This is a genomic window from Bacillus sp. G402 (assembly GCF_051172515.1).
GTDB classification, from domain to species: domain Bacteria; phylum Bacillota; class Bacilli; order Bacillales; family Bacillaceae; genus Bacillus; species Bacillus altitudinis.
The window spans coordinates 947223-971888 of record NZ_JBPIZC010000002.1; the positions used below are offsets into that span (position 1 = coordinate 947223).

Genomic DNA, 24666 nt, shown 5'->3' on the forward strand with positions numbered 1-24666 from the left:
TTTTTATAAAGGCTTGCTCATGTAAATCCCAGTCTCAGCAAATCCCGTTTTCTCATAAAGTGAGCGGGCGATTTGATTATGGGCAAAGACATGCAGCGATAGTTTCTTCACACCTAATGACTTTGCCTGCTCTTCTAATGCCGTCATGGCCTGTTTTGCCAACCCTTTTCCTCGATACGCTTCAAACAAAATAAAATTATAAATAAAGCCTTCATGTTGGGGATGATCTGGATCATAGCAAAGCCATACCCATCCGATGGCTTCTTCTCCATGTAAGATGTTCCACAACTCATGATCCTCTGTCTGAAGGCCTTCAGGAAGCAGCCGGTCAAATTGTTCCTCTGCGTTCTTTTGCGCTTCTTCCTGATTCCACGTCCCTGCGAGTACCTTTTCTTCTGCGTACCGCTTAATGGCCGCCGCTATCAAGACGTCATAATCCGTTTGTGACATTGGCTGTAATGTGACCAATCGTATCTCCCCCTTTTCTTTATCATATGCCGGGCATATAAAAAAAGCCAGTCCCTTATAGGAACTGGCTAGCCACCGAACCGATCGGTTTGGGAGAGTTTGATCTCGACTGATTTTTTCTTTCCGCTTCGGTAAAATTGCACCTTTACCTTGTCGCCGACTTTCTTTTGATAAAGATATTTACGCAGATCGACGATATTTTGTACTTCCTTGCCGTCAAACGATGTCACGACATCCAGCTCTTTTAGCCCCGCTTTTCCTGCTGGAGACAAAGGCTCGACACTCATCACGACGACTCCGGTTGTGACCTTTGATGGCAGTTTTAACGTTTCCTGCCAATGATAGCTCGCAATATCTGCTAGTGATTTCATCCCAACACCAAGGTACGGACGCTTCACCTCTCCATAGCGCTCTAAATCCTCTATGACAGGGATCACCAGATTCGCAGGAATAGACAGCCCAATCCCTTCCACCTCTGACTCAGCAATCTTCATTGAATTGATGCCGATCACTTTGCCGTCCATATTGATCAAGGCTCCGCCGCTGTTCCCAGGATTAATGGCGGCATCCGTTTGCAAAACTTCCGCATTCCAATCCGTCTGTCCATCACCATTAGAATCAACAGGGATCGCACGCTCCGTTCCAGAAATCACACCTTGTGTGACGGAGCCAGCAAATTCAAGACCTAATGGATTTCCAATGGCGATGACAGGCTCACCTGGTTTGACATGGTCTGAATTGCCGAAGGCGGCGGTTTTCTTGATCTTATCACTTTTGACCGTGAGTACCGCTAAATCCATAAGCTGATCACTGCCGACAAGATTTGCCCCGATCCTTGTCCCGTCCTGAAGGCTCACTTCAAGCTGGTTTGCGCCTTTGATGACATGATGGTTGGTCACGATATAAAAGGTGTCACCCTTTTTTTTATAAATCACACCTGACCCGCTGCCTGCTTCACCGCCTTCTTCCCAGAAACTCGACTTTTGAATGTTAATGACGCCGACAACTGTATCTGACATACTCGATACCACTTTTGTGACCGCATCATTCACGTTCACATTGACGGTCTTTAAAGGGCCATCTGATGCCTGCTGATCTCCAGCTGACTGCCATCCAAAGGGGCTGCCGCTCTGTCCAGACACATAGGGGAAAAAGAATCCCATTAAAAAAGCTCCTACCAATACACCGATCAGACCAGATAGGAAATATCCTTTTCTGCTTCGTCTCGGCTTCCACTCTACATCGCGATAATCCACTATGTTTCCTTCCTTTCAGTGAATAGATGATGTATATAGTGTTGGTAAGAAGCTCTTATCTTAATCATATGATTGTAAAAATCATACGGCGCAAAGCGGGGTTGCTTTTTTCGGGTCCGTATCATATAAATCAAAGCCATCCCCTACAACAAAGCCCTTCATTTCAAGCGTCTGCTGGACCGCCATACGGGCTAAGTCCTTCATGTTGTTGTCTTGACTCAAGTGGGCCAAATAAATGCGTGAGGTGGCGTCTCCAATCACGTCTGTCATAGCAAGAGCCGCATCTTCATTGGATACGTGTCCGACATCGCTCAAAATTCTGCGTTTGATACTCCATGGGTAACGCCCCATTTGCAGCATGCCGACATCATGGTTGCTCTCAAATACGAACGTATTGGCTGATTTAATAATCCCTTTCATCCGGTCACTCACATAGCCTGTATCCGTCATAAGGGCAAGTTTACGCCCGCCATAATGGAATACGTAAAACATGGGCTCTGCCGCATCATGTGATACGCCAAATGATTCAACATCGAGACCGCCAAATGATTGAACCGTCTCCATATCAAAGTGGAATTTCTGCTCCGTATCCACTTTCCCAATATGTGACTCCATCGCCTTCCATGTTTTCGCATTTGCATAGACAGGAAGCTTGTACTTTCTTGCCATCACACCGAGTCCTTTAATATGATCTGAGTGCTCGTGTGTGACAAAAATTCCGTCCAAGTCTTCCGGCTTGCGATCGATTTGACCAAGCAGCTCTACCATCTGTTTGCCGCTTAAGCCCGCATCTACTAAAAAAGCATGCTCGTCTGTTTCTAAATAAAAAGCGTTCCCCGTACTTCCGCTCGCTAGTACACTGAACTGCAAGCTCATGTTCTCTCACTCCAATGAAGATTTGTCTTCTTTCTCTATATGATCAAGTGTTGAGCCATCAATGGCATTGATCAAATATTCTTCCTCTGTCTTTTTCTTTGAACCAGTTGCCACGCCTTCAATCTCTACTCGCCATACAGGAACCATGACTTGAGTGCTTGCACCTGGGTATTGCGTGTAGTAGCCAAGCTCCACTTTTTTCACTGTCGTGTTTTGGCTCAGCATATTTTGTGTATATAGATCCTTCACCGTTTCAAGCGCCGGGACAAGGGTTTCTTTTCTCACTTCATTAATCGATGTCACCATCGACTGCCGATACGAGACGACCTCGTTTTGATCGTTCACATCCAATGTGATCTTCCCAATAGTTTCGGTGTCATCAAGACCTTCTTGGAAGATGTATTTTCCTTTATACGTTTGGAAAAAGACGATTTCACCTGTTTCTTCATCGATGCTCCAGAGCTTATAATTCTTGCCATCCAGTAAACGCTGGCTCACAAGATTGGTCGCTGCTGTTTTCATATCTTTTTTCGGCAATGCAACTGGTTTATTGAAGGTCATTTCAAGCAGGGTGACAGGATCATCTTTCTCGGTTTTCGGGAATGTGCTTTTCGTCTTTTGATCAGCTAATCCGTCGACATCCTTTTTCGTATATTGCTTTTTCTCAGCTGTAATGCGGTATCCAATCTTCGCTTCATCTGATAGATTGCCATATTTGATTCCGTCTGCCTTCATTTCTTCCAGCGTATCTGTTTTTTCGATAATCGCAAAATGATCGGTCGATCGCTTTTCAAAGTATTGAAAACCTAGAAAGATATCGAGAACGAGAAAGGCTAGGATAAAGATCGTTTTGGTCTTATTCCACTCCATGATTCTCGCTCCCCTCTGTCAGCAAATCATTCGTTAAAATGACGGTTTTTCCGTTATATTTCATACACCATACCGGCTCTAGCCAGACAAACATCGCTTGATCCTGATCTGATGCCGTGGATGTCGCTTGATAGGCAGGGAAAATCTGTTCAATTTTCTCTAAATCATCATACTTCGTCTGCTTGATGATCAAGTTTTTCAGCTCTGTCCCATTCATCAGTTTGACCTGTTCACTCTGACTCGCTTTGTTGCCGAGAATGTAGTTTGGACGCTTATAACTCAAGATGTCATCATTCGCCCATTGTACTTCAAGTGATGTCATACCAAATGGATGTTTTGTGCTGTTGACGATCGGCAGTCCATCCATAAACATATTAAAGGACAGCTGCTGGTTGCTGTTAATGCCGAAGTATTGATAATTATCGGTAAAACTTCCGGTATCATTGAAATACTTCACGCTTCGCTTGATCAAATCCCCCGTTTGGAATACGGTACTAGAATTGATATTACGATGCTGGTATTGGATGCGGTGGTCTTTTTGATTTGCTTCAAGACGACTCGTTCCATCTGTATATACCGTCCGGTTTAAATTAGACTCCTCCCCAACTAGACTTGGGTCTGTAAACAAAGCGTCCTTGAATTTGCTTGTCTTAATCGTTTCGATAAAGAACATTTTCGCTTCAAGCTGCTTTTGCTTCTGCGGCAGAAGGAAATCTCGTTTTGAATTCGTAGAGAAAGTATATAGATCATAGCGCGGCATCTCGTTTTGAGCGGCTGCAATACTATCCATCAGATTACGATAGTTGGCAGATTCAATCGTTAGCTCAAGCACCGATTCCTTGCTGTATGAAACCAAATAGACTTTCTTATTGGCCTTATCCGGCTGAGCGAACGGCACAATCATCCGGTCAAACGAGTTGTATTCAATGGATTTATTCGGCCATTTAAACAGCGCTTGGAAAATATCAATCGGAATCGGATCATTGAACACAAGATCCAATGTTTTGCCTTGCCCCTCGCGTCCATAGAAGAAATTCTTAAATTTCTGCTCGGAATATTGGTCCGACACATCAGCAATCTCTTTGACATCCCACAGGCTCACATCATTCCAAAAGTTTTGGAAGAGTTCCTTTTGATCCACTTTGAAATGCTCTCCATTGGAATGGATGAACATCTCACGCGGCTTCACGACATCAATGAGACTCCGAGGCTCGTCGCTTGAAATCTTCTTCGTTTCCACGACCTGTGTGCCGGCATCCGCCTGATCCTGCATGACAGGCTGGAACATCCAAATATTCCACGTAAACACAAGACTGATCGCAATTAGGATTGTCAATATAATGGTTTTAAAGGTCTCACGCTTCATCCCAATCATCCTCTTGTTCTTCATTGTACGGAAGGGTAAAGGTTACCGTTGTTCCTTTTCCTTCAATGCTGTCAGCCCAAATATCTCCGCCATGAGCCTGAACCATTTCTTTTGCAATCGCAAGGCCTAGGCCGGTTCCGCCAAGCTTTCTTGTTCTTGCCTTATCCACTCGATAAAAACGTTCAAAGATTTTATCCATATCCTTCTTCGGAATACCGATTCCTTCATCTTTGACACTGAATAACACAAGACCTTGCTCCTCATCCAAATCGACAGTGAACGTAATGTGTCCACCCTCTGGCGAGTATTTCATGGCATTGGAAATGATATTATCGAGCACCTGAGTGATTTTATCTTGATCAATTTCCACATATATTTCACGCTGCGGCAAGTTGCGGATGAAATCGACATGCTGCTCCTTCGTCATTTCAAAACGATCAATGACGAGCGAGATAAACCTGATAAAATTCGTCCACTCACGATTGAATTGATAATCCTTGCTGTCGAACTTAGACAGCTGGAGCAGGTCATTCACAAGTCTAATCATGCGCTCTGTTTCATTTTGCGTGACACTGAGGAACCTTGGCGCAAGCTCTTTATCACCAATCGCACCTTCAGCGAGAGCCTCCAGATAGCTTCGCATCGTCGTAAGCGGTGTGCGCAGCTCATGCGATACGTTCGCCACGAATTCACGACGTTCCGCATCAATTTTTTCCTGCTCGGTTACGTCATAAATGACTGCAATTAAACCATCAATCTTCCCATGCTCTTTCTGAATCACTGAGAAATTCACACGCAAAACAGACAACTGATCTTCACGTTCAATTTCTAGCAGCATGGAGTCTTGATTTTCGACTAAATCTTCAAATGTATGAGTTTCTTCTAAGCCAAGCAAGGATGTGATCGGCATCTCTAGAGCTGTTTCACGTGAAACATTCAAAAGCTCTAGTGCCGGGCTGTTTAATAGAATAATGGCCCCGTTTTGATTTGTGGCAATGACGCCATCGGTCATATAGGCGATAACAGAAGAAAGCTTTTTCCTCTCACCCTCTGTCATCAGCTGCGCTTCCTCCAGCTCTCTCGTCAGATGGTTAAATGTCGTCGCTAGCTGACCAATCTCATCATGTCCATACTTTCGGACCTTTCTGGAAAAGTTCCCTTTGGCGAGCTCGATCGCTTGCTTTCTCATATCCGAAATTGGGTGTGTAATGGTTCTGAATATGAATATACCAAGTAGAGCGGTCGTCCCAAGTGCGATGAGTGTACCCGTCGCCAAAATGGTGTTGATCGTTCGCATTTGGTTAAAAACACTTTCCATGGATGAGACCACATAAATGACACCAACGGTTTCTTGGTTCTCATTTTTCACGGCTGTCGCTGATATGCGGACTCGTTTATTCGATTCTGGGTCATAGAATTTTTTCTCGTAGTCTTTGCCAACCGCGAAAATACGGCTAATGATTTGATCTGTGATTTTTTTCCCGGCAATCTCTTGACTGCCGTTATTCACAGAGGCAATGACCTCTCTGCTTTCGTCAATATAGCTGACTTCAGAAATTTCATTAGACTCATCTTTGTTGTTAAAATCGTTTAAGATCTTTTGAGCATCCTCTTTTAATTCTGCCTTGCTTTTCGATGAATCTTGTTCTAGGTAATACGATAACGAGTAGATTCGCTGATTCAAGGAATTATCATAGGAATTAATTAAGGACTGCTCTAGCTGCTTCACAAAGTACACGCCAATGATCTGCATGGCGACAATGATCAGCAGCACATAAATCAAGGTCAATTTAAAGTGAATCGAGCGAAAAAAACCTACTTTACTCATAAGAATCTTAGTCCTGCTCTGGGTTTCTTAAATAGTAGCCGACGCCTCGTCTTGTTACGATCCAGCTCGGGTGGCTAGGGTTGTCTTCAATTTTTTCACGAAGACGGCGGACTGTCACGTCTACTGTCCGGACATCTCCGAAGTAATCGTAGCCCCAAACCGTTTGCAGTAAGTGCTCACGTGTCATGACTTGTCCAATATGTTTCGCTAAGTAATGAAGCAATTCGAACTCACGATGCGTTAGCTCAATCGTTTCGTCACGCTTAGACACGACATACGCATCTGGGTAGATCACAAGTGAACCAATCTCGATATCATTTGATTCAGATTCTTCCTCTGATTGCGGAGCAGCCGTCTGTCTTCTTAAATTTGCTTTTACACGTGCAAGCAGCTCGCGTGTACTGAATGGCTTTGTGACATAATCGTCCGCGCCAAGCTCAAGACCAATGACTTTATCGATTTCAGAGTCTTTTGCTGTCAGCATGATAATCGGCATATCATATTTCTTTCTCACTTCACGGCATACTTCAACGCCATCTTTATTCGGCAGCATAATGTCGAGCAAAATAATGTCTGGCTTAATTTCTTCTACCATTTCAAGGGCTTCATTTCCATCATACGCACAATGAACCTCGTAGCCCTCTTTTCTTAAGTTAAATTCCAATATATCCGCAATCGGCTTTTCATCATCTACGACAAGAATCTTTTTTTCCATTGTGATTTCCTCCTGCATTTTTAGCATCTATGTCATTCCATTTTGCATGTCTCATTACGCCTTTTTCATTTACGAAAAAAAGGCTCACTGTCTATTATAACGTTTTACGAGGCAAAGATAAAAATAATAACGGCTTTCTTTGCTAGTAAACGTTGGATAGAAGAACTTCACCCAAAAGATTTGATGACTTTTTCCTTTTTTATTGAAACTTTTCCAGTCACCAAACGTCTATATACATGTAACGTCTTCTTCTTATGGAGCCGGGCCCTACCTAGGTCCGGCTTCTCCCTTTTTATGCCTTCTTTTCATAATAAAAACGCACCTGCGATTGCAGATGCGTTTGGAAGTGGCTCGGGACGGAATCGAACCGCCGACACACGGATTTTCAGTCCGTTGCTCTACCAACTGAGCTACCGAGCCATCATCAAAAGATGAATATGTATAAATGGCGGTCCGGACGGGACTCGAACCCGCGACCTCCTGCGTGACAGGCAGGCATTCTAACCAACTGAACTACCGGACCTCAGTAACTTGCCCGAAAAAGCAATCGTGGTGCTCCTTCAAGCAAGTGAGGAAAAATTAGCTTAACGCTAAAGTAAATCAATGACCCGTACGGGATTCGAACCCGTGTTACCGCCGTGAAAGGGCGGTGTCTTAACCGCTTGACCAACGGGCCAAAACATGGTGAGCCATGAAGGACTCGAACCTTCGACCCTCTGATTAAAAGTCAGATGCTCTACCAACTGAGCTAATGGCTCTCGGTTTGTGAAAAGTGAATCTGAAGAAGCTGTATTGCGTCAAACCAATCGCTTTAAAAGCTGGAAAATCGCATCTTAACAAGTTTCAGAGACCTTTGCAACAACGAGATTTATAATATCATAGAGTAATTACATATGGCAATACGTTTTTCGACATTTTTTTAAAAAAAGTGTCGGATTTGATATCTTCTGTTAAACCGCCTAATCCTGCAAGCGCCTTCATTCAATCAATGGCTACTGCCCAATCCAGCACACAGAAACGTTTGATTCCGACCAATATTGGTTATACAAGAAACAAACAGCATGGTGATTGAAAAAGGAGGAAGCATAGGATGAGTTCATTTAAATTAGGAGATAAAATGCCCGATTTTTCACTGCCAACAGTGCAGGGCGATCACATTGAGTTTTACAAACATTTAGAGGAGCATCAAAGCTGGCACCTCCTCGTTTTCTTTAGAGGATCATGGTGCCCAGTATGTGTCGAGGAATTAAAAGAGCTGGAAAAACAGCAATCCTATTTTCAAGAAAAGGATATTCACTTAATGACGATTTCAACGGATAACCCTGAAGACTTGAAAGAATTTGCAGACAAAGAGGGACTTTCTTTCCCCATCATGTCTGACCAAAACCTCACATCATTGAAAGCCTATGAAGTCTTCTATCACGGGGAAGATGCCCCATACGAAGACCACGGGGTGCACGGAGAACCTGCCTATTTCTTATTAAATGAAAAAGGCCAAGTCCTCTATCAGCAAAGACAAACAAGTCCATTTGGCAGACCACATGCCAACGAACTGCGCAAAATCATTCAATACATTCGTAAAAATTTAAAAGGCCAATATAAAAGCCTAAAATAAAAAAGAAGCTCTCATCAGAGGGCTTCTTTTTTATGAATGTTTTTTGTTGTATAGCCAATCTGCGGTGAAAAACACAAGAAGACCTGTCATTAAAATCACAAAAGTCACAGGTGTACTCTCACCTTGAAAAAAAGCGTAAGACGCATGTCCTCCTAATGCTAGAAGATAAAAAACAAACGCCGATCCTGCTGCTTTTTGTGCATTGGCTTGTTCTCTTTTCGTCGTTTTTTTGAAAAACATTGTATCTATTCCCCTTTAAGATGCTTTCTTCATTGTCACACGGCGAAGTGCCCGTGATCGGATATACTCCATTGGCCCAATTCGCCAGACGTGTAAGCAAAGGGCTGAAATGGCAATTTGCAGAAGTGAAATGAACAGCCATGACAAGACGATAAGGGGGGCGTTGATTTGACCGCCAAGACCCAATCCCCAGCTGTAAAAAAGAAGCGAGCAGATGACATTTTGCAGGATATAGCAGCTAAGCGCCATTTTCCCTACATATTCAAACCAAGTCCACATGAACCATGACTCCGTGCGTGCTAGAAGCTTCGCCACGACAGCAATATAGAAAATAGAGAGGAATGGTGAAAACACATAGCGCACCACGAATTCTACTATGTCATTTGGTACGAAGACGAGCGCATTCAGCGGCAGTCCAATCCACAAACCCATTCTGAATAATGTTTTCCGCAGAGTTTGCCCACGCTCATTTGCATAAAATACACCGGCTCTCATCATCCGCACACCTAATAAAAACAAAAAGGTATTCATTGGGATAATAAAGATTGCTTCTTCTCGGTACATCAAAAAGTGCTGTAATCGGTCTTGAACTTGAGATATCCATGTCTCCGGCAGTTGTTCTTCGTACGTTGGTTCACTGCTCCCGTCATAGGATTCAGTTTCCAATTCAGAGAAAGAAAATACAACGAGAAAAGCCGTCACCAACAAATGAATGACACCCGAGACAATCATGCCTTTTTTGATGCGCCGACTTCCTCCACGGACAATAAATGCCACAAGCAAACCCGTGATGGCGTAACTCATGAGCACATCATATTCCATCACTAGCGCAAAATGGACAAAGCCTTCAATAAATAAAAATAAAAGAATCCATAAATATGTACCCGGCCAAGTCATATTTTTTCTTTTCGCCTGCTGGTATTTCAGCTCTAGCCCTACGCCAAACATGATTGTGAGCAGCGATAGCATTTTGCCATAAACGAACATAGAGACAAGACTTTCAAGAAAACTGCCATTTTCATATTCATCCGCAATCTGATCTGTCGCAAAGGTATCCCCTGCGTATGCAAAAAACCAGACGTTTGTACCCAATGTACCTAATATCGCAAAACCTCGTAAAATATCTAATAATCGTATTCTTTCTTTCACTAGAACGCTCCTTCCCTTTTATACAGTTATCATATTTTGGTAATATCGGGAAGTCAGTTCCGTAGAAATTAAGGAATATTTAAACAAAAAAAACACCAGTAAAATGTGTAATTTTACTGGTGTCTGATCAGTCTATAATGATGGACGGTACACGCTGCGGACAACGTTCGTTTGGGAACGGTCTGGTCCGACTGAGAAAATAGAAAGTGGAATACCTGTTAATTGTGAAATGCGCTCTAAGTAATGACGGGCATTTGCAGGCAGTTCACTTAAATTCTTCACGCCTGTAATATCCTCTGTCCAACCTGGCATTTCTTCGTAGACAGGTTCACATTTCGCTAATTCATTTAGACTTGCTGGGAATTCTTCAGTGATTTCTCCGTTCAATTTATAAGCAACACAGATTTTCAATTTCTCAATCCCTGTTAGTACATCGATGGAGTTAAGAGATAAATCTGTAATTCCGCTCACACGGCGCGCATGACGGACAACAACACTGTCAAACCAACCAACACGGCGCGGGCGGCCAGTTGTCGTACCGTATTCACGGCCAACTTCACGGATTTGATCGCCAATTTCATCATGGAGTTCTGTCGGGAATGGGCCATCACCTACACGAGTTGTGTAAGCTTTTGATACGCCGACCACATGTTGAATTTTCGTAGGACCTACACCAGAACCAATCGTCACGCCTCCAGCCACTGGGTTAGATGACGTCACGAACGGATATGTCCCTTGATCGATATCAAGCATAACGCCTTGTGCCCCTTCAAAAAGAACACGGCGGCCTTCATCTAGAGCATCGTTCAATACAACAGATGTGTCCACGACATATTTTTTCACTTGCTGACCATATTCATAATACTCATCTAAAATATCTTCAATTTTGAAGCCTTCTGTGTCGTACATTTTCTCTAAAAGACGATTTTTCTCTTCTAGATTACGGGCAAGCTTCTCTTCAAATACTTCACGATCTAATAAATCTGCGATACGGATTCCGACGCGGGCAGCTTTGTCCATATAAGCTGGTCCGATTCCTTTTTTCGTCGTACCGATCTTGTTAGCCCCTTTCCGCTCTTCTTCTACCTCGTCCAATTTTAAGTGATAAGGCAGAATGACATGGGCTCTATTGCTGATTCTGAGGTTATCTGTACTCACATTCCGTTCGTGAAGATACGCAAGCTCAGTGACCAACGCTTTAGGATCAACCACCATTCCATTACCGATGACACAAGTTTTCTCTTTGTAAAAAATACCGGACGGAATGAGGTGTAGCTTGTAAGTCACTCCATCAAATTTGATTGTGTGACCTGCATTGTTTCCCCCTTGATAACGGGCAATCACCTCTGCATTTTCTGAAAGGAAATCGGTAATTTTCCCTTTCCCTTCGTCACCCCACTGCGTACCTACTACGACTACTGAAGACATATCGTGCACCTCCGTTAACCTTTCAAAACGTTATCTCTTTCAAACACATTTATTTTATCAATGGACAATGAAAAAGTCAACGTGAAATCCGAACATTAATATCTTGAAATCAAATTTTGTTCGTTTTACATGTGAGGAAAAGCGCTTTAATTGCTCATTCTACGCTTAAACAAGGAGATTTCGATCAAAATTACTGTTTTTCTCATTTCCGTTTGTTCAGTGATTTTCAATCAATTGAATCATCGAACTTGCCATAAAGTCGGGTGAATATGGTCTACCTTTTCTCAGCCACCACTCAGCTGTTCCAACATAAGCAGAAATGACAAATTGCTTCTGCATTTCGAGAGGAACGTGTTGTGGATCAGGTGGTGAACCTGTAACTTCTTCGAGCCCCAAAGTAAAGCTTTCTTCAAAAAAAGCACTGGCTGTCTGATGAATATTAAGCTCTCTTCCCCTTTTCAAGAGAATCTGATACTCCTCTTCATGTTCCTGCAAATGCTGATAAAAGCGGTAAATATACACATATGCTGCATGATCGCTCTTCCACTCATTTTCATGTACAGGAGCAAAAATAGCGGTTTTCATGACATCAAACATCTCATCCATGACCTGCTGAGCTAAGTCAAACTTATCCTCATAATGCTGATAGAAGGTGGTGCGATGGATTCCTGCCTTGTTCGTCAAATCTTGTACAGAAATCTTCCCCCATTCCTTCTCCTTTAATAACTGAAATAACGCTTTTCTTAATTGTTGCTTTGATTCAGTTGCGCGCTTATCCCCTCTGTAGCAGTCCGCCACAAGCCGCTCTCCCCTTCCCATTTTCTTCAACAGATTTCGCTTTTCTGTTGGTTGAATCCTTTCTCCTGATGAATTACCTTTAAATCTAACACAGTGAAAAAAAGGAATCATCTGACAACCCATAAGGAGTGATGATCATGGAAACAACAACACCTAGTGCCGTTCAAAAAGCGTTATTAAGAGGGAAAAATAAGCAGGACCCGTATCACCCATTTGATTGGTACGCCAAAATGCGTCAAGAATCTCCTGTTCATTTTGATGAACACAGCCAAACATGGAGTGTCTTCACCTATGAAGAAGCAAAGCGCGTCACCATCGATAAAGATACCTTTTCTAGTCAACCTCCTCAAGACCACCGGAAACATTCACTGATGAAAACAATGGTCATGATGGACCCGCCAAAACATACACGAATCCGTTCCATTGTGAGCAAAGCCTTTACACCCCGGGTGATGAAATTGTGGGAACCACGCATTCAAGAGTTAATGGATGATCTCATTGCACAAATAGAAGGTAAGGAAGAGATTGATCTTGTTCAAGACATCTCCTATCCGCTTCCTGTCATAGTCATTGCAGAGCTTTTAGGTGTGCCAACAGAACATAAACAATCCTTTAAAGAATGGTCCGATATTCTCGTCAGCATGCCTAAAAGTGAACATGAAAAAGATGTCGTTGAATGGCAAAAAACACGGGATCAAAGCGAAGCGGACATGATGGCGTTTTTTGCTGACATCATTGAAGAGAAGCGGCAGAACCTTAGTGAGGATTTGATTTCGCTTTTAATCCAAGCGGAGGAAGATGGAGATAAGCTGTCCGCAGACGAATTAATTCCTTTCTGCAATCTTCTCCTGTTAGCAGGCAACGAAACGACCACCAACCTGATCTCCAATATGATCTTTAGTTTGTTAGAAAATCCGGGGTCGTATGAAGCGCTCGCTCAATCACCTGACCTCATTCCTCGAGCTGTGGAGGAGGCTGTCCGTTTTCGTGCCCCTGCGCCTACCATCGTCCGGTATGTCACAGAAGACACCGAACTTGGAGGAAAAGTCTTGAAAAAGGGAGACAGTGTGATTGTCTTTCTTGCTTCTGCGAACCGGGATGAGCGTCAATTTCCAAACGCACATGAGTACGATATACACAGGCACCCTAATCCCCATATTGGCTTTGGCCACGGCATTCATTTCTGCCTAGGCGCACCACTTGCTCGCCTGGAAGCCTGCACTGCCATCAAAGCCATACAGTCACGATATGAATCACTAGAGCTTCTCTCTTACGTCCCAATGACAAGCAGCGGTATGTATGGACTAAAAGCACTGAAGCTCCGTGTCACGCCTCGTTGCTAACAAAAAAGGCTCCCACGAGATGGGAGTCTTTCTTAATCAGGTGTAATTCCTTCTGTATTCATGAGCACCACTCGATATCCATCTGGATCTTCAATCGTCACGCCTCCTCGATCCCAGTACGGGTTCGTAGAGGTGACATGCCGTCCACCAAATGCGATCAGTCTCTTTTTCATCTGCTGAAATTCTTCTTCATTCGGAATATAGAATACAAGCAGCTGCTCTGGGTGGGGAACAGGCAAGCTTTCGTCTTCTTCATGTTTGGTGATTTCCAGATGAACATGCTGGTGAGGAAGCCCAAGCATGACCCCATCATACCCTTCATGCTGATCAAATGAGCCAATTCGTTTCAGCCCTAAACCTTCTTCATAAAAAGAAACAACCTCTTTCATGTTGACGGTCGGACGTGCGATGCGTAATTGAGCGGCTTCGAATTGTTGAAACTTCATCAGTCATCACTCCTTTTCTCCCTTTAGTATACGATCTGTATTTCTGTCTCTCCTCCTCATTTCGAATGTTTTTCAGTCATTCTTTCGATGTAGATGGATCAAAAAAGCCCAGCTTCTTGAGCTGGGCTTTAAGCACCGGGCGGAACACCCGCATCGTCAAATCTTCTTTCTAAATTGACGAATTTGTTATATTCTTTCACGAAAGCCAGTGATACCGTTCCAACTGGACCGTTACGCTGTTTCGCAATAATAATTTCAATAATGTTCTTATTCTCTGATTCTTTGTCATAGTAATCATCACGATAAAGGAACGCCACAATATCGGCATCCTGCTCAATACTTCCTGATTCACGAATATCAGACATCATCGGACGTTTGTCCTGACGCTGCTCTACCCCACGAGAAAGCTGTGATAAGGCAATGACCGGCACTTCAAGTTCTCTTGCTAGTGACTTTAAAGCCCTAGAAATTTCAGATACCTCTTGCTGACGGTTATCGCTTGATCGTCCACTCCCTTGGATGAGCTGTAAGTAGTCAATCAGGATCATGCCAAGCCCGTTTTCTTGCTTCAAACGGCGGCATTTCGAGCGAATTTCACTGACTCTAATGCCAGGTGTATCATCAATGAAAATCCCACTGTTTGATAGCGAACCCATCGCCATTGTCAGCTTACCCCAGTCCTCTTCTGTGAGGTTACCGGTTCTTAGGTTTTGTGCATTGATATTTCCCTCGGCACAAAGCATACGCATGACCAGCTGCTCAGCGCCCATCTCTAAACTAAAGATGGCGACACTTTCATCTGTCTTGGTCGCGACGTTTTGTGCAATATTTAACGCAAAGGCTGTTTTCCCTACGGACGGACGAGCCGCTACAATAATCAAGTCATTTCGCTGGAAGCCAGCTGTCATCCGGTCAAGCTCTGAGAAACCCGTTGGAATCCCAGTGATATCACCTTTTCGATTATGAAGCTGTTCAATATTATCATATGTCTGAACAAGAACGTCTTTAATGTTTTGGAAAGCTCCTGAGTTTTTACGCTGAGCCACTTCCATAATGGTTTTTTCAGCATCACTCAATAGATCTTCTACTTCATCCTCACGCGTATATCCATCCTGTGCAATGGTTGTCGCTGTACGGATCAGACGTCTTAAAATAGATTTTTCTTCCACAATTTTTGCATAATATTCAATGTTTGCGGCAGTTGGGACAGAGTTCGCAATATCTGTTAAATACGAAATCCCACCTACCTCTTCTAGTAAATCTGTATTGGCAAGTTCTGATGTCACCGTGACAAGGTCAACCGGTTCCCCTCTATCACCAAGTACAAGCATCGCATTGTAAATCTTTTGATGCGACATTCTATAGAAATCCTCTGGAATTAATACTTCAGAAGCGAGCGTTAGCGCAGATGGTTCTAAAAAAACAGCACCTAATACGGCCTGCTCGGCTTCTATATTTTGCGGCGGCAGCCGGTCATCGAGAAGTTCCGTCATGCCAAGCACCGTCCTTTCATAAAAAAATACGCTACTCATCATTTTAACATTTTCAGCAATAAAAAAGTGAAAAACATCAACTATAGTCAAAATTACCATGTCGATGTTTTGTTGAACAGCGAAACAACACACTTCAAATAGAAAAGACTCTGTAACATAAATTGTTATAGAGTCCTTTGTATCGCTAATGGAATTTGTAGCTGTTGTTCACACATGTGATCGATACTCCAACATGGCATGAACACGCACATGATCAAATATTGAAAATATCAGGTGCGTTTTTTAATCTATCGTTTTCTTAACTCCATAATTCACCTGTTGCCCAATGTCTTGTAAGGAGCCATTTTGATAACTAATAGATAATACCAAATCGGGAATAGAATCAAATCCATTTTTGGCTAAGTCAAAGAGCTGTGCACCATAATGTGATGCAGCAATTCGGGCATTTTCTGCTGTGTATGGGTTTTTCAGAAGTTCTTCTTTGTAGATATCAAAAATGTTCGCTCCGGTATCCGTTACAAATTGACCGTTTACAATGCTTAAATCTTTTAAGTCGTAGCCTGTCACCGTTTTGATTTGATTGACAAGGTGGAACTTTGCAAGTGAATCCGGCGTGAATTGAGTCGAATCATCATTTCTACTTTTCATAATATGAAAAAATAGTTCTCTTGTATTGTTGCTTGTATTTAATATGTCTTCTATTTGTTTGACCAGCGACTCGTCAGTTGTTCCACTCACCACTAATTTAAAATGATTTGGGTCAATGGTAAAAGTTAAATTAGCATTTTTAGGAATGTTCAAACCATTGGTAGAAAACAAAGCTTGCAGTTGTTCGTTCACCTTCTGACGATTTAATAGTTTCTTTTCTACACTTTCTTGGGTAGGATCGTACCGTTTTTCATTACGGAAAATAGCATCATTGAAGTCATATTGTCCACCTTTATTATTCCTTGCCCAACTCATTTCCATCGTATAAGCAGCTTCTCTCTCCACTTTAGTTAGATCACTTCTGAAATAAGAAGAGTATGGATTTCGATACTTATCATATATATGACTCTGAGGATCTTTGAATCGTTTATTTTGTTCATTTATTTTTTCGTATTTTTCATCTAATATTTTCATTCGTCTATCAGATTCGGTCATCACTTCGTTTGTACTTTTAATAGCTGATTGACCTTTAGAGTTTATTTGGTTCAAATTGTTCGAAGAACTGGCTGTATACGACGTATTAATATTCATTTTGATTCTCCTTTTTTAAGAAAATAGTGATTATTAAATATATCGGCAATTCAGTTAAAATTTGTTAGTTTAATGTCGATATAGTAATTATTACAAGGAGGGTTAATATATGACAAATACTATCTTTAAACGTTTATTATTACCAGCATTATTATTGGCGCTTGTTGCTAGTTTTTTTGCACCTACTTCAGCGGAAGCAGCTATTACAGGGAATAACAGTCCTAACACTGCAAGTTCAATGGGATATTGGAAAAACAGTCGTTCAGACACGACAATCTTACCTGAAGGTGAAAATGAAGCGTATTATCAGTTTACGATCAATAAAGGGGAAAGAGTTTATGTCAGAAGTTCGTATAATAAGCAATATACAGGGATGAATATCGAGGTGTATAATTCGAAATATTCTAGGACAGGATCCGAAGTTATAAATCCTGATTCAGTAACGCCTTTTATTTTTGCAAATACTGGTGACGTGACTTCAACTTCAGAAACTTATTTTGTGAAAGTAACCCGTGGTACATATACCGGTAACATGTATTTTACTGTTTCCATTCAAGATCGTATTAAATCTGGAAATGGGACATTCAATTTTACAGGGACTGCTACGAACTTGGGGAATTCTTCTTTAAATTTTTTAGGAGTTGACTCTTCAGTCATTACAATGGATTTAACGAATAATTCCACAGTGCCTAAACGCGCTGTAGTTAAATCCATTACGACAACTAGCACTCAAACACCCAACCAAGGGAATGTCACACACAAACTGATGGCTAGTGATAGTAACATTTGGTATCAATCACTTTTCTCCTCTGCAACAAGTGGTTCTTATCGTATATCTCTGGATGATCAATTAAGAGTCGCTCAAAAATGGAGCTTTAAGTACAACGCAAAAGCTACCGCGAGATCTACTATGAGCAATGTCAAAGCCGATATCCGTTACGAATATGATGTCACAGATGGATTTTAAGTGAATGATGTTAACAGATATGTACACCAATTGATCAAAAAGTAAGGGCACATCCCTTACTTTTTTTATTGCCTCATTTTTGATGTTATATGTTATTTCGCCACTTTTAAAACAGCCCCTCCTCTTTCAACACGCTCTCTAGCAGAACCCCGACTGACCATTTCATTTTGTTATGAATGAAAATGTTAAAAAGAAGAGTAGTGTATTTTTGTATGAAAGGACGGTGCTTGGTATGGCAGAACTTCTCGATGACCGGCTGCCGACGCAAAATATAGAAGCAGAGCAGGCCGCACCAATGAATTGGGCAAAATTAACATTTATATAACTTTATGAACATTTGACTTTATAATTAATAACTATTATTATTTGGTGTGCTCACATGATAATTGAGAATCATTTTCATTTGAAGTTTTCAAGTAATACTCTCATCCAACCAATATTCACAAGTGTGCTTTTATCACCATATGAGGATCATTTTGAGGAAGGGAATTTTTATATATGTTGAAACACCCTGAAGGAATGGGTACTGAGAATTCACTTTTCGGAGAAAGCCGCCCCTTTTTTATACCTGGGACGGAGCAACTGGATATCACAGCACACCCATACAGACTTTTTATATTTAAACCGAATGCTACTCCTCCAGCGGCTGGTTTTCCAGTCATGTACGTACTTGATGGAAATTCGCTTTTTGGCACAATGGTCGAAGCCATTCGTTTACAGTCAAGAAGACCTGAAAAAACAGGAATCATACCTGCCATCATTGTGGGAATTGGCTATCAAACAGAAGAATCCTATCATCCGCTTAGGCATTATGATCTCACTCTTACCGCCCCTGATGCTTCCATTGGGAGGAAAAGAAAGGACTTCTCCAACCATACATATGGCGGCGCTTCTACTTTCTTTTCTTTTTTAGAAATGACGGTAAAGCCCTATATCGAACAACGCTTTCCGATCAACCAAAGTCGTCAAACACTGTTTGGGCATTCTCTTGGCGGTCTTTTTGTATTACACACACTATTTGAGCACCCTGATGCTTATCAGACATATATTGCAGGGAGCCCTTCTATCCACTGGAACAAAAAATTATTTCTAGAAAAAGAACACCAATTCACCAACTATATACGTCAGGTGCCTATGGATGTCAGGCTGCTTGTAGGTGTAGGTGAGTTAGAAAAACATCATCCATGTCAAATGAATGATCATGCCAATTCACTAGCAAATCGTATGTTGCCTTTATCGTCATACGGCTTGCATACTGCCTATCACGAGTTCCCTGAAGAAGGACATACGTCCGTTTTGCCGGTGCTGATGAATTATGCTTTTCGTTTTGCACTCTATCATGATGATCCTTTAACAACCACAGACATGAAAAAAAGCTAGTGAACACACGAAATATAGTGATCTATCTCAAAAGATTGCCCTTATCACAGGCGCAGGACGGACAACGAATGCAAGTATTTCTCTACACCCTACGCACCCTGATCTCCATCAGGGTGCTTTTTTGACAGAATAAACACACCATTTTCCAGCTCTTTCTGATACAATTCAATTGAGAATATTTATCAATTAATAAGAGATCAGGTGGTTTTATGGGAAACAATCATCAATTATGTACAAAGGTAAATGCTGAACAATGCATTTATCGATTAACATATACTGAAAAAATAAATAATGCAGATCTTCCACATACGGAGCAGCAGTTTTCAGATACTTTCTGCCTCCTCTTTAACATAAGCGGCAGCGGTTTACTTACATTGAATGATCAAAGATGGCGATTGAAAAATCTGACACTCTATACGATGATGCCTGGGGAAACATTTATGTTGAAAACAGAGCCACATCAAAAACACGAGCTCTATCTGTTTCGCTTTCAGATGTACACGCCACAAGGTCAAAGCATAGAAGAAGTATCAACTGAACAAGCCCGATCTTTACTGAATGTATGGCAATTTATCGATATTAGCTCGATTGAACACATTCATTCTTTACTGTCCGACATGACAGCAAAATGGCAAAAACCTGAATCCATTAGCTTTTTTAGAAGCCAAACCCTTTTTCAACAGCTCATCCTGCAGCTTTTCACACTGCATAAAGAAGACATTTGTGACACAACACACGCCCTTTTCAAAACAAAACAATATATCGATCAACATTCCGAAGAACCTCTCAGCCTTACAAGTCTATCTCATATGGCTGGTATCAGCGCCAATCATTACAGCGAGCTATTTAAAAAGCATTTTGATGTGAGTGTCACTGATTATATCACCAAGAAAAGACTGGCTAGAGCCAAACAGTTCATGGCGAAAGGTCATGCAAAACTCAAAGACATTGCACAGGACATCGGCTATCAAGACCCCTATTACTTTAGCCGTATCTTTAAGAAAAAAACGGGTATCACTCCTTCTGCTTATATGAAAAGCCGTCAACGGAAAATGGCTGCCTATGGCCATTCCATACTCGGTCAGCTCACACCCATTCATATCATCCCATATGCTGCCCCTCTTCACCCTAAATGGACAGCACATGATTTTGAGCATTATGCAGAAGAAATTCCGATTCATCTGAGTGCACATCGTATCAACGAGCACGCTGAAGCCAATTTACAGCAATTGAAGGAAGCACAACCTGAGCTGATCATTGCCAATGATCATGTGACAGAGGAAGAAAAACAAGCGTTGAAAACCATCTGTCCTGTTCACTTTGTTCCATTCACACAATTGGATTGGCGCGCTCAATTCAGACAAACAGCTCTGTTCTTAAACGAAACGAGGGAAGCAGAAGAATGGCTGCTTCATTACGAAGAACTCGTCATTCAAGCGAAAAAGGCATGCCTTATTGATCATCCACCAAGAACCGTCCTGCCTCTTCGTATCTTTCAAGATCAGCTCTACTTATCTGTCAATCGCACCATGTCAGAAGTAATTTTTCATGACATTGGCCTTCTACCAGCTTTTCAGAATGATGGACAGCTAATAGAAAAAAAAATCAGCATTCAATCTATACAGCAGTTAGACCCAGATGCCATCTTCCTCTTGTTGCATAAAGAACCAAAAACCATTGCTTTTTATCAAAAGTTAAAGCAACAGGAGGCTTGGCAAAATCTCAAGGCTGTGACGCAACAAGCCGTCTATCCACTCGCTTCTGACCCTTGGCGTGAATACTCAGCAGCCAGTCATCAACGAGTCATTCAGGACCTTTTATCTTTTTTTCCGTAAAAAGTCCATCACTAGACAGATCATTGTCTATGGATAAAAGGACGAATGACTACTACAATCTTTAATTGAGAACAATTATCAGTTAAAGGAGAAAACAAATGAAAAAATGGTTCGCATTGCTTATCCTTTGTATCATGACGATCACCGCAGCAGCCTGTGGTGCTGCAGAAAATAAACCGGCTTCAAACACAACCAAAAGCAAGTCAGCTGAAGCAGCAGAAACAAACATCAAATATTTAGATCAAACGTACAAACTCAAAACACCAGTGAAAAGAGTCGTCATTGCTGGAAGCCTAGAATCGATGGAAGATGCAAAACTACTTGGTATCGAGCCTATTGGTGCTTCTACTGTCGGCGGCACTTTCCCTGAATTATTTAAAGACATTACAGCAAAAACAGAAGGCATTGGGGAAAAAACAGAACCGAACCTAGAAAAAATCTTAAAACTAAAACCAGACGTGATACTCGGATCAACCAAGTTCCCGCCTGCAACAATTAAAAAACTAGATAAAGTTCAAACGACGATCCCAGTATCACATGTCTCTTCCGACTGGGAAAGCAACCTTTTATTACTCGGTGAACTGACTGGAAAAAGTGAAGAAGCGAAAAGCATCATTTCTGATTATCAGAAAGATCTCAAACAAGCGAAAGAAACCCTGAAAGACAAAAGCAACAACAAAACAGCTGTCATTTTACGCATTAGACAGGGCGACCTGTACGTGTACCCTGAAGACGTATACTTCAACTCTACTTTATATGGGGACTTAGGATTTACAGCACCAAGTGATATCAAAAAAGCCAAAGCACAAGCAATGATTTCATTGGAACGCCTAGGTGAACTCAATCCTGATTATATCTTTGTTCAATTCTCCCAAGAGGAAAACTCATCGAATCCAAATGCATTGAAGGACTTAGAGGGAAATAAAATTTGGAACAGCCTAAAAGCTGTGAAAAATGGACACATCAATGAAAATGTCGTTGATCCTATGCTTCAGGGAGGAACAGCACTAAGCAAAACCACCTTCCTTGATCAGGCTGTCAAATGGCTAGATCAAACCAACTAAAAAGATGCGCATCTTGACAAAGGGCTAAACATTTTAGTCCTTTGTTCTTCTTTTCAGCGGAGCTTGAAAACTTGAAGGAGAGAATACACATGAACGGAACGTTTCTATATGACGAATTGAACGGGCGTCAGCTTGATATTTACCTTCCACCAGACACCTCTATTGATGTTCCAGCTGTCTTTGTACAAGATGGCTCTTCTTTGTTTAGAACCCACCTGCTAGAGATCGAAAGCATGATTGAAGCCAAAACCATCTCGCCAATCATCATCGTCGGTATACACCCCTTCAATCGACTTGACGAATATACACCATGGAAAGCATCATCACTGCATTCTGGATTCCCTGACTTTAAAGGTGAGGCACAGACATATGTGTCATTTTTAGCAAATGACTTGCTTCCATATATCAAAAGAGAATACCCAGTTAAACAGACCGGTCATGAACATAGCCACGTAGGTGCTTCATTAGGTGGACTATTTGTTATTTATACCCTATTGATGCACCCTACCCTTTTTCAACATATCGCATCTATCTCTGGGTCATTTTGGTATCAAGATTTTCTACCGTTTGCTAAACAACAAAGCATTCAGTCTGTGGACCACCTTGTCTATTTGTCTGTAGGCAGTGAAGAAGGGAAAGGCAAAACATCGGCCCAACAGCACATGCCTTTATTCAACAAACAACTCCATGATCTTTTATTACAGAAAGGGATGCAGGAACGAAAGCTTCACTTTCACCTTGAACAAGGAGAGGGCCACCATCTGAAACAATTTCAAAAAAATTTCTTATCGGCCATCAAGTGGTTTTATAAAAGAAAACCCAAATTTTTTATCAGCAAGTCACAAAGTCGATATGGTATATTGGAACGTATAGATTGAAAGAGGAGGGATTTGCGCATGAGACCTTTACAAATCTCAGCCGATACCGCACAAAAGCTTGCTGCATCACTCAATGTACCGTTAGAGCAAATCATGCATATGCCGCAGCACATCTTATTAGCTAAATTAGCGGAGCTTGAACAGAAGAAAGATCGTTCTTAAAGAAATAAAGGAGTTTACATTCATGGAACAACAACTAGAAAAATCAACATTTCATCCCCGCAGTACAGGGCAAACCATTTTGCTGATTGCTGGGATTTTACTCATTGCCTTTAACCTGAGGCCAGCCATTACGTCTGTTGGTCCTGTGATCGGTGCCATTCGTTCTGATTTACAGCTTTCAAATGGACTTGCTGGTTTCCTCACGACATTACCACTGCTCTCATTCGCATTGCTATCTCCCATTGCACCTAAAATCGGAAAACGTCTTGGGAATGAACGAACACTTTGGCTTGGGCTTGCTGTCCTGCTCTTTGGGATTGTCATTCGTTCATTTGGCAGCATCACCTTTTTAATGATAGGAACGGCGCTAGTCGGCGTCGGGATTGCGATTTGTAATGTGCTTTTACCTGGACTTGTGAAACATAAATTCCCTGCACATGCTGGATTAATGACAAGCGTGTATACGACATCGATGTCCGTTTTTGCTGCACTTGCATCTGGTGTCAGCGTTCCGCTCAGTCATGCAATGCCTGGCGGCTGGAATACATCATTCCTTGTCTGGGCCGGACTTGCCCTTCTTGCGATGATGGTGTGGGCGCCGCAGCTTCTTCATCAGAACACAGCGGCTGTCAAAAGCATTTCGCTCAAAGAGCAGCCAATATGGCGTTCACGTGTCGCATGGCAGGTGACCTTTTTTATGGGCTTGCAATCATTCCTTTTCTACAGCAGTATCGCATGGTTTCCTGATATTTTGACATCACATGGCATGAACCTAGCGACAGCGGGATGGATGCTATCCATTATGCAGTTCACTGGTCTGCCATCGACCTTCTTAACGCCCGTTTTTGCAGAAAAATTAAAAACGCAAAGACCGCTTGTCGTCGGCCTTGTCCTTGTGTATTTACTCGGCATGATTGGTCTCCTCCTCGGAGGGTCGACGCCTATTCTTGTCATCTCTGTGCTATTCATCGGCGTCGGACAAGGGGCCAGTATCAGTCTTGCCCTCACATTTATCGGATTACGAACAACCAATATGGAACAAGCAGCTGCCCTTTCTGGAATGGCGCAGTCACTCGGTTATTTATTAGCCGCTGTTGGTCCATTCATGATCGGTATCCTTTTTGATGTGACACATACATGGACGCCAGCCATTATCATCTTTATCATCGTCCTATTTTTCATGTTTATATCCGGTATGCGTGCTGGACGAAGCGTCTATATTTCAGATCCATCATAAACAAAGAACCCGC

23 protein-coding genes and 4 tRNA genes are annotated in these 24666 nt (G+C 42.1%); 9 read left to right on the top strand and 18 right to left on the bottom strand.

Going from position 1 to position 24666, the window contains the following annotated elements; translation table 11 throughout:
- Positions 1-3: 3 nt before the first annotated feature.
- The 11 genes from ACSBQP_RS13390 to ACSBQP_RS13440 all read right to left on the bottom strand — a co-directional run bounded on the left by ACSBQP_RS13390 (position 4) and on the right by ACSBQP_RS13440 (position 8137).
- Positions 4-468, bottom strand: a complete 465-nt coding sequence (locus ACSBQP_RS13390; RefSeq protein WP_282900649.1) for a GNAT family N-acetyltransferase — start codon at positions 466-468, stop codon at positions 4-6.
- 68 nt (positions 469-536) lie between these two features.
- Positions 537-1724: a S1C family serine protease gene (locus ACSBQP_RS13395; protein WP_025208320.1), complete on the bottom strand. Its 1188-nt coding sequence runs from the start codon at positions 1722-1724 to the stop codon at positions 537-539.
- Between the two features lie 81 nt (positions 1725-1805).
- Positions 1806-2600 carry an MBL fold metallo-hydrolase gene (locus ACSBQP_RS13400; RefSeq protein ID WP_007497388.1) on the bottom strand — a complete coding sequence of 265 codons (795 nt, stop codon included), beginning with the start codon at positions 2598-2600 and terminating at the stop codon, positions 1806-1808.
- Between the two features lie 6 nt (positions 2601-2606).
- Complete coding sequence (locus tag ACSBQP_RS13405; RefSeq protein WP_024718467.1) at positions 2607-3470, bottom strand: two-component system regulatory protein YycI; 864 nt, start codon at positions 3468-3470, stop codon at positions 2607-2609.
- Positions 3457-4836: a two-component system activity regulator YycH gene (gene yycH / locus ACSBQP_RS13410; RefSeq protein WP_008347488.1), complete on the bottom strand. Its 1380-nt coding sequence runs from the start codon at positions 4834-4836 to the stop codon at positions 3457-3459. Before yycH ends, ACSBQP_RS13405 begins: the two co-directional genes overlap by 14 nt.
- Positions 4826-6664, bottom strand: coding sequence for a cell wall metabolism sensor histidine kinase WalK (walK, locus tag ACSBQP_RS13415; protein ID WP_007497390.1), 1839 nt, complete (start codon positions 6662-6664; stop codon positions 4826-4828). Before walK ends, yycH begins: the two co-directional genes overlap by 11 nt.
- A 7-nt stretch (positions 6665-6671) precedes the next feature.
- The gene (gene yycF, locus ACSBQP_RS13420) at positions 6672-7379 is read right to left on the bottom strand and encodes a response regulator YycF (RefSeq protein ID WP_017359978.1); all 708 of its coding nucleotides are present in this window, start codon (positions 7377-7379) and stop codon (positions 6672-6674) included.
- A gap of 347 nt (positions 7380-7726) precedes the next feature.
- A tRNA-Phe gene (locus ACSBQP_RS13425) sits at positions 7727-7799 on the bottom strand.
- A gap of 26 nt (positions 7800-7825) precedes the next feature.
- Positions 7826-7902 (bottom strand) — tRNA-Asp (locus ACSBQP_RS13430).
- Positions 7903-7983: 81 nt separating this feature from the next.
- A tRNA-Glu gene (locus ACSBQP_RS13435) sits at positions 7984-8055 on the bottom strand.
- Positions 8056-8061: 6 nt separating this feature from the next.
- Positions 8062-8137 (bottom strand) — tRNA-Lys (locus ACSBQP_RS13440).
- 332 nt (positions 8138-8469) lie between these two features.
- Here ACSBQP_RS13440 and ACSBQP_RS13445 point away from each other — a divergent pair.
- Complete coding sequence (locus ACSBQP_RS13445; protein ID WP_008347497.1) at positions 8470-8994, top strand: peroxiredoxin family protein; 525 nt, start codon at positions 8470-8472, stop codon at positions 8992-8994.
- 30 nt (positions 8995-9024) lie between these two features.
- On the opposite strand, the gene ACSBQP_RS13450 is transcribed toward ACSBQP_RS13445, so the two are convergent.
- From ACSBQP_RS13450 to ACSBQP_RS13465, 4 genes are all read right to left on the bottom strand, one after another.
- Positions 9025-9234 carry a hypothetical protein gene (locus tag ACSBQP_RS13450; protein WP_024718463.1) on the bottom strand — a complete coding sequence of 70 codons (210 nt, stop codon included), beginning with the start codon at positions 9232-9234 and terminating at the stop codon, positions 9025-9027.
- A 15-nt stretch (positions 9235-9249) separates the two neighbouring features.
- Entirely contained in the window at positions 9250-10383 is a 1134-nt protein-coding gene (locus ACSBQP_RS13455) for a DUF418 domain-containing protein (RefSeq protein ID WP_435028492.1), read from the bottom strand.
- Positions 10384-10515: 132 nt separating this feature from the next.
- Complete coding sequence (locus ACSBQP_RS13460) at positions 10516-11811, bottom strand: adenylosuccinate synthase (RefSeq protein ID WP_007497400.1); 1296 nt, start codon at positions 11809-11811, stop codon at positions 10516-10518.
- Positions 11812-12027: 216 nt separating this feature from the next.
- Positions 12028-12609 carry a TetR/AcrR family transcriptional regulator gene (locus ACSBQP_RS13465; RefSeq protein WP_285891435.1) on the bottom strand — a complete coding sequence of 194 codons (582 nt, stop codon included), beginning with the start codon at positions 12607-12609 and terminating at the stop codon, positions 12028-12030.
- 137 nt (positions 12610-12746) lie between these two features.
- Between ACSBQP_RS13465 and ACSBQP_RS13470 the strand changes: the two genes are divergently transcribed.
- Positions 12747-13952, top strand: a complete 1206-nt coding sequence (locus tag ACSBQP_RS13470; protein ID WP_017368448.1) for a cytochrome P450 — start codon at positions 12747-12749, stop codon at positions 13950-13952.
- A gap of 32 nt (positions 13953-13984) precedes the next feature.
- Here the strand turns inward: ACSBQP_RS13470 and ACSBQP_RS13475 are convergent, their stop codons facing one another.
- The 3 genes from ACSBQP_RS13475 to ACSBQP_RS13485 form a co-directional block, all read right to left on the bottom strand.
- The gene (locus tag ACSBQP_RS13475) at positions 13985-14398 is read right to left on the bottom strand and encodes a VOC family protein (RefSeq protein WP_008347509.1); all 414 of its coding nucleotides are present in this window, start codon (positions 14396-14398) and stop codon (positions 13985-13987) included.
- Between the two features lie 128 nt (positions 14399-14526).
- Positions 14527-15891, bottom strand: coding sequence for a replicative DNA helicase (gene dnaB, locus ACSBQP_RS13480; protein ID WP_003214779.1), 1365 nt, complete (start codon positions 15889-15891; stop codon positions 14527-14529).
- 282 nt (positions 15892-16173) lie between these two features.
- Positions 16174-17130, bottom strand: a complete 957-nt coding sequence (locus tag ACSBQP_RS13485; protein ID WP_435028493.1) for a DUF4885 family protein — start codon at positions 17128-17130, stop codon at positions 16174-16176.
- 109 nt (positions 17131-17239) lie between these two features.
- Here ACSBQP_RS13485 and ACSBQP_RS13490 point away from each other — a divergent pair, with 109 nt between their 5' ends.
- From ACSBQP_RS13490 to ACSBQP_RS13520, 7 genes are all read left to right on the top strand, one after another.
- Entirely contained in the window at positions 17240-18097 is an 858-nt protein-coding gene (locus ACSBQP_RS13490) for a hypothetical protein (RefSeq protein WP_019743428.1), read from the top strand.
- 498 nt (positions 18098-18595) lie between these two features.
- Positions 18596-19477 carry an alpha/beta hydrolase gene (locus ACSBQP_RS13495; RefSeq protein ID WP_035390120.1) on the top strand — a complete coding sequence of 294 codons (882 nt, stop codon included), beginning with the start codon at positions 18596-18598 and terminating at the stop codon, positions 19475-19477.
- 209 nt (positions 19478-19686) lie between these two features.
- Positions 19687-21312, top strand: coding sequence for an AraC family transcriptional regulator (locus ACSBQP_RS13500; protein WP_017359888.1), 1626 nt, complete (start codon positions 19687-19689; stop codon positions 21310-21312).
- 98 nt (positions 21313-21410) lie between these two features.
- The gene (locus ACSBQP_RS13505; RefSeq protein ID WP_017359887.1) at positions 21411-22376 is read left to right on the top strand and encodes an iron-hydroxamate ABC transporter substrate-binding protein; all 966 of its coding nucleotides are present in this window, start codon (positions 21411-21413) and stop codon (positions 22374-22376) included.
- A gap of 89 nt (positions 22377-22465) precedes the next feature.
- Entirely contained in the window at positions 22466-23254 is a 789-nt protein-coding gene (locus tag ACSBQP_RS13510) for an alpha/beta hydrolase (RefSeq protein ID WP_435028494.1), read from the top strand.
- An 18-nt stretch (positions 23255-23272) separates the two neighbouring features.
- A complete protein-coding gene (locus tag ACSBQP_RS13515) occupies positions 23273-23416 on the top strand; it encodes a YycC family protein (protein WP_008347524.1) in 144 nt (47 codons plus the stop codon).
- A 22-nt stretch (positions 23417-23438) separates the two neighbouring features.
- Positions 23439-24653, top strand: a complete 1215-nt coding sequence (locus ACSBQP_RS13520) for a CynX/NimT family MFS transporter (protein WP_017359885.1) — start codon at positions 23439-23441, stop codon at positions 24651-24653.
- The last annotated feature ends 13 nt before the right edge of the window (positions 24654-24666 follow it).

Bases quoted from the DNA above. Each gene is read 5' to 3' on its own strand.
- ACSBQP_RS13400 (WP_007497388.1), bottom strand. From the start codon at position 2,600: ATGAGCTTGCAGTTCAGTGTACTAGCGAGCGGAAGTACGGGGAACGCT.
- ACSBQP_RS13405 (WP_024718467.1), bottom strand. From the start codon at position 3,470: ATGGAGTGGAATAAGACCAAAACGATCTTTATCCTAGCCTTTCTCGTT.
- yycH (WP_008347488.1), bottom strand. From the start codon at position 4,836: ATGAAGCGTGAGACCTTTAAAACCATTATATTGACAATCCTAATTGCG.
- walK (WP_007497390.1), bottom strand. From the start codon at position 6,664: ATGAGTAAAGTAGGTTTTTTTCGCTCGATTCACTTTAAATTGACCTTG.
- yycF (WP_017359978.1), bottom strand. From the start codon at position 7,379: ATGGAAAAAAAGATTCTTGTCGTAGATGATGAAAAGCCGATTGCGGAT.
- ACSBQP_RS13445 (WP_008347497.1), top strand. From the start codon at position 8,470: ATGAGTTCATTTAAATTAGGAGATAAAATGCCCGATTTTTCACTGCCA.
- ACSBQP_RS13450 (WP_024718463.1), bottom strand. From the start codon at position 9,234: ATGTTTTTCAAAAAAACGACGAAAAGAGAACAAGCCAATGCACAAAAA.
- ACSBQP_RS13460 (WP_007497400.1), bottom strand. From the start codon at position 11,811: ATGTCTTCAGTAGTCGTAGTAGGTACGCAGTGGGGTGACGAAGGGAAA.
- ACSBQP_RS13470 (WP_017368448.1), top strand. From the start codon at position 12,747: ATGGAAACAACAACACCTAGTGCCGTTCAAAAAGCGTTATTAAGAGGG.
- ACSBQP_RS13475 (WP_008347509.1), bottom strand. From the start codon at position 14,398: ATGAAGTTTCAACAATTCGAAGCCGCTCAATTACGCATCGCACGTCCG.
- dnaB (WP_003214779.1), bottom strand. From the start codon at position 15,891: ATGACGGAACTTCTCGATGACCGGCTGCCGCCGCAAAATATAGAAGCC.
- ACSBQP_RS13485 (WP_435028493.1), bottom strand. From the start codon at position 17,130: ATGAATATTAATACGTCGTATACAGCCAGTTCTTCGAACAATTTGAAC.
- ACSBQP_RS13490 (WP_019743428.1), top strand. From the start codon at position 17,240: ATGACAAATACTATCTTTAAACGTTTATTATTACCAGCATTATTATTG.
- ACSBQP_RS13495 (WP_035390120.1), top strand. From the start codon at position 18,596: ATGTTGAAACACCCTGAAGGAATGGGTACTGAGAATTCACTTTTCGGA.
- ACSBQP_RS13500 (WP_017359888.1), top strand. From the start codon at position 19,687: ATGGGAAACAATCATCAATTATGTACAAAGGTAAATGCTGAACAATGC.
- ACSBQP_RS13505 (WP_017359887.1), top strand. From the start codon at position 21,411: ATGAAAAAATGGTTCGCATTGCTTATCCTTTGTATCATGACGATCACC.
- ACSBQP_RS13510 (WP_435028494.1), top strand. From the start codon at position 22,466: ATGAACGGAACGTTTCTATATGACGAATTGAACGGGCGTCAGCTTGAT.
- ACSBQP_RS13515 (WP_008347524.1), top strand. From the start codon at position 23,273: ATGAGACCTTTACAAATCTCAGCCGATACCGCACAAAAGCTTGCTGCA.
- ACSBQP_RS13520 (WP_017359885.1), top strand. From the start codon at position 23,439: ATGGAACAACAACTAGAAAAATCAACATTTCATCCCCGCAGTACAGGG.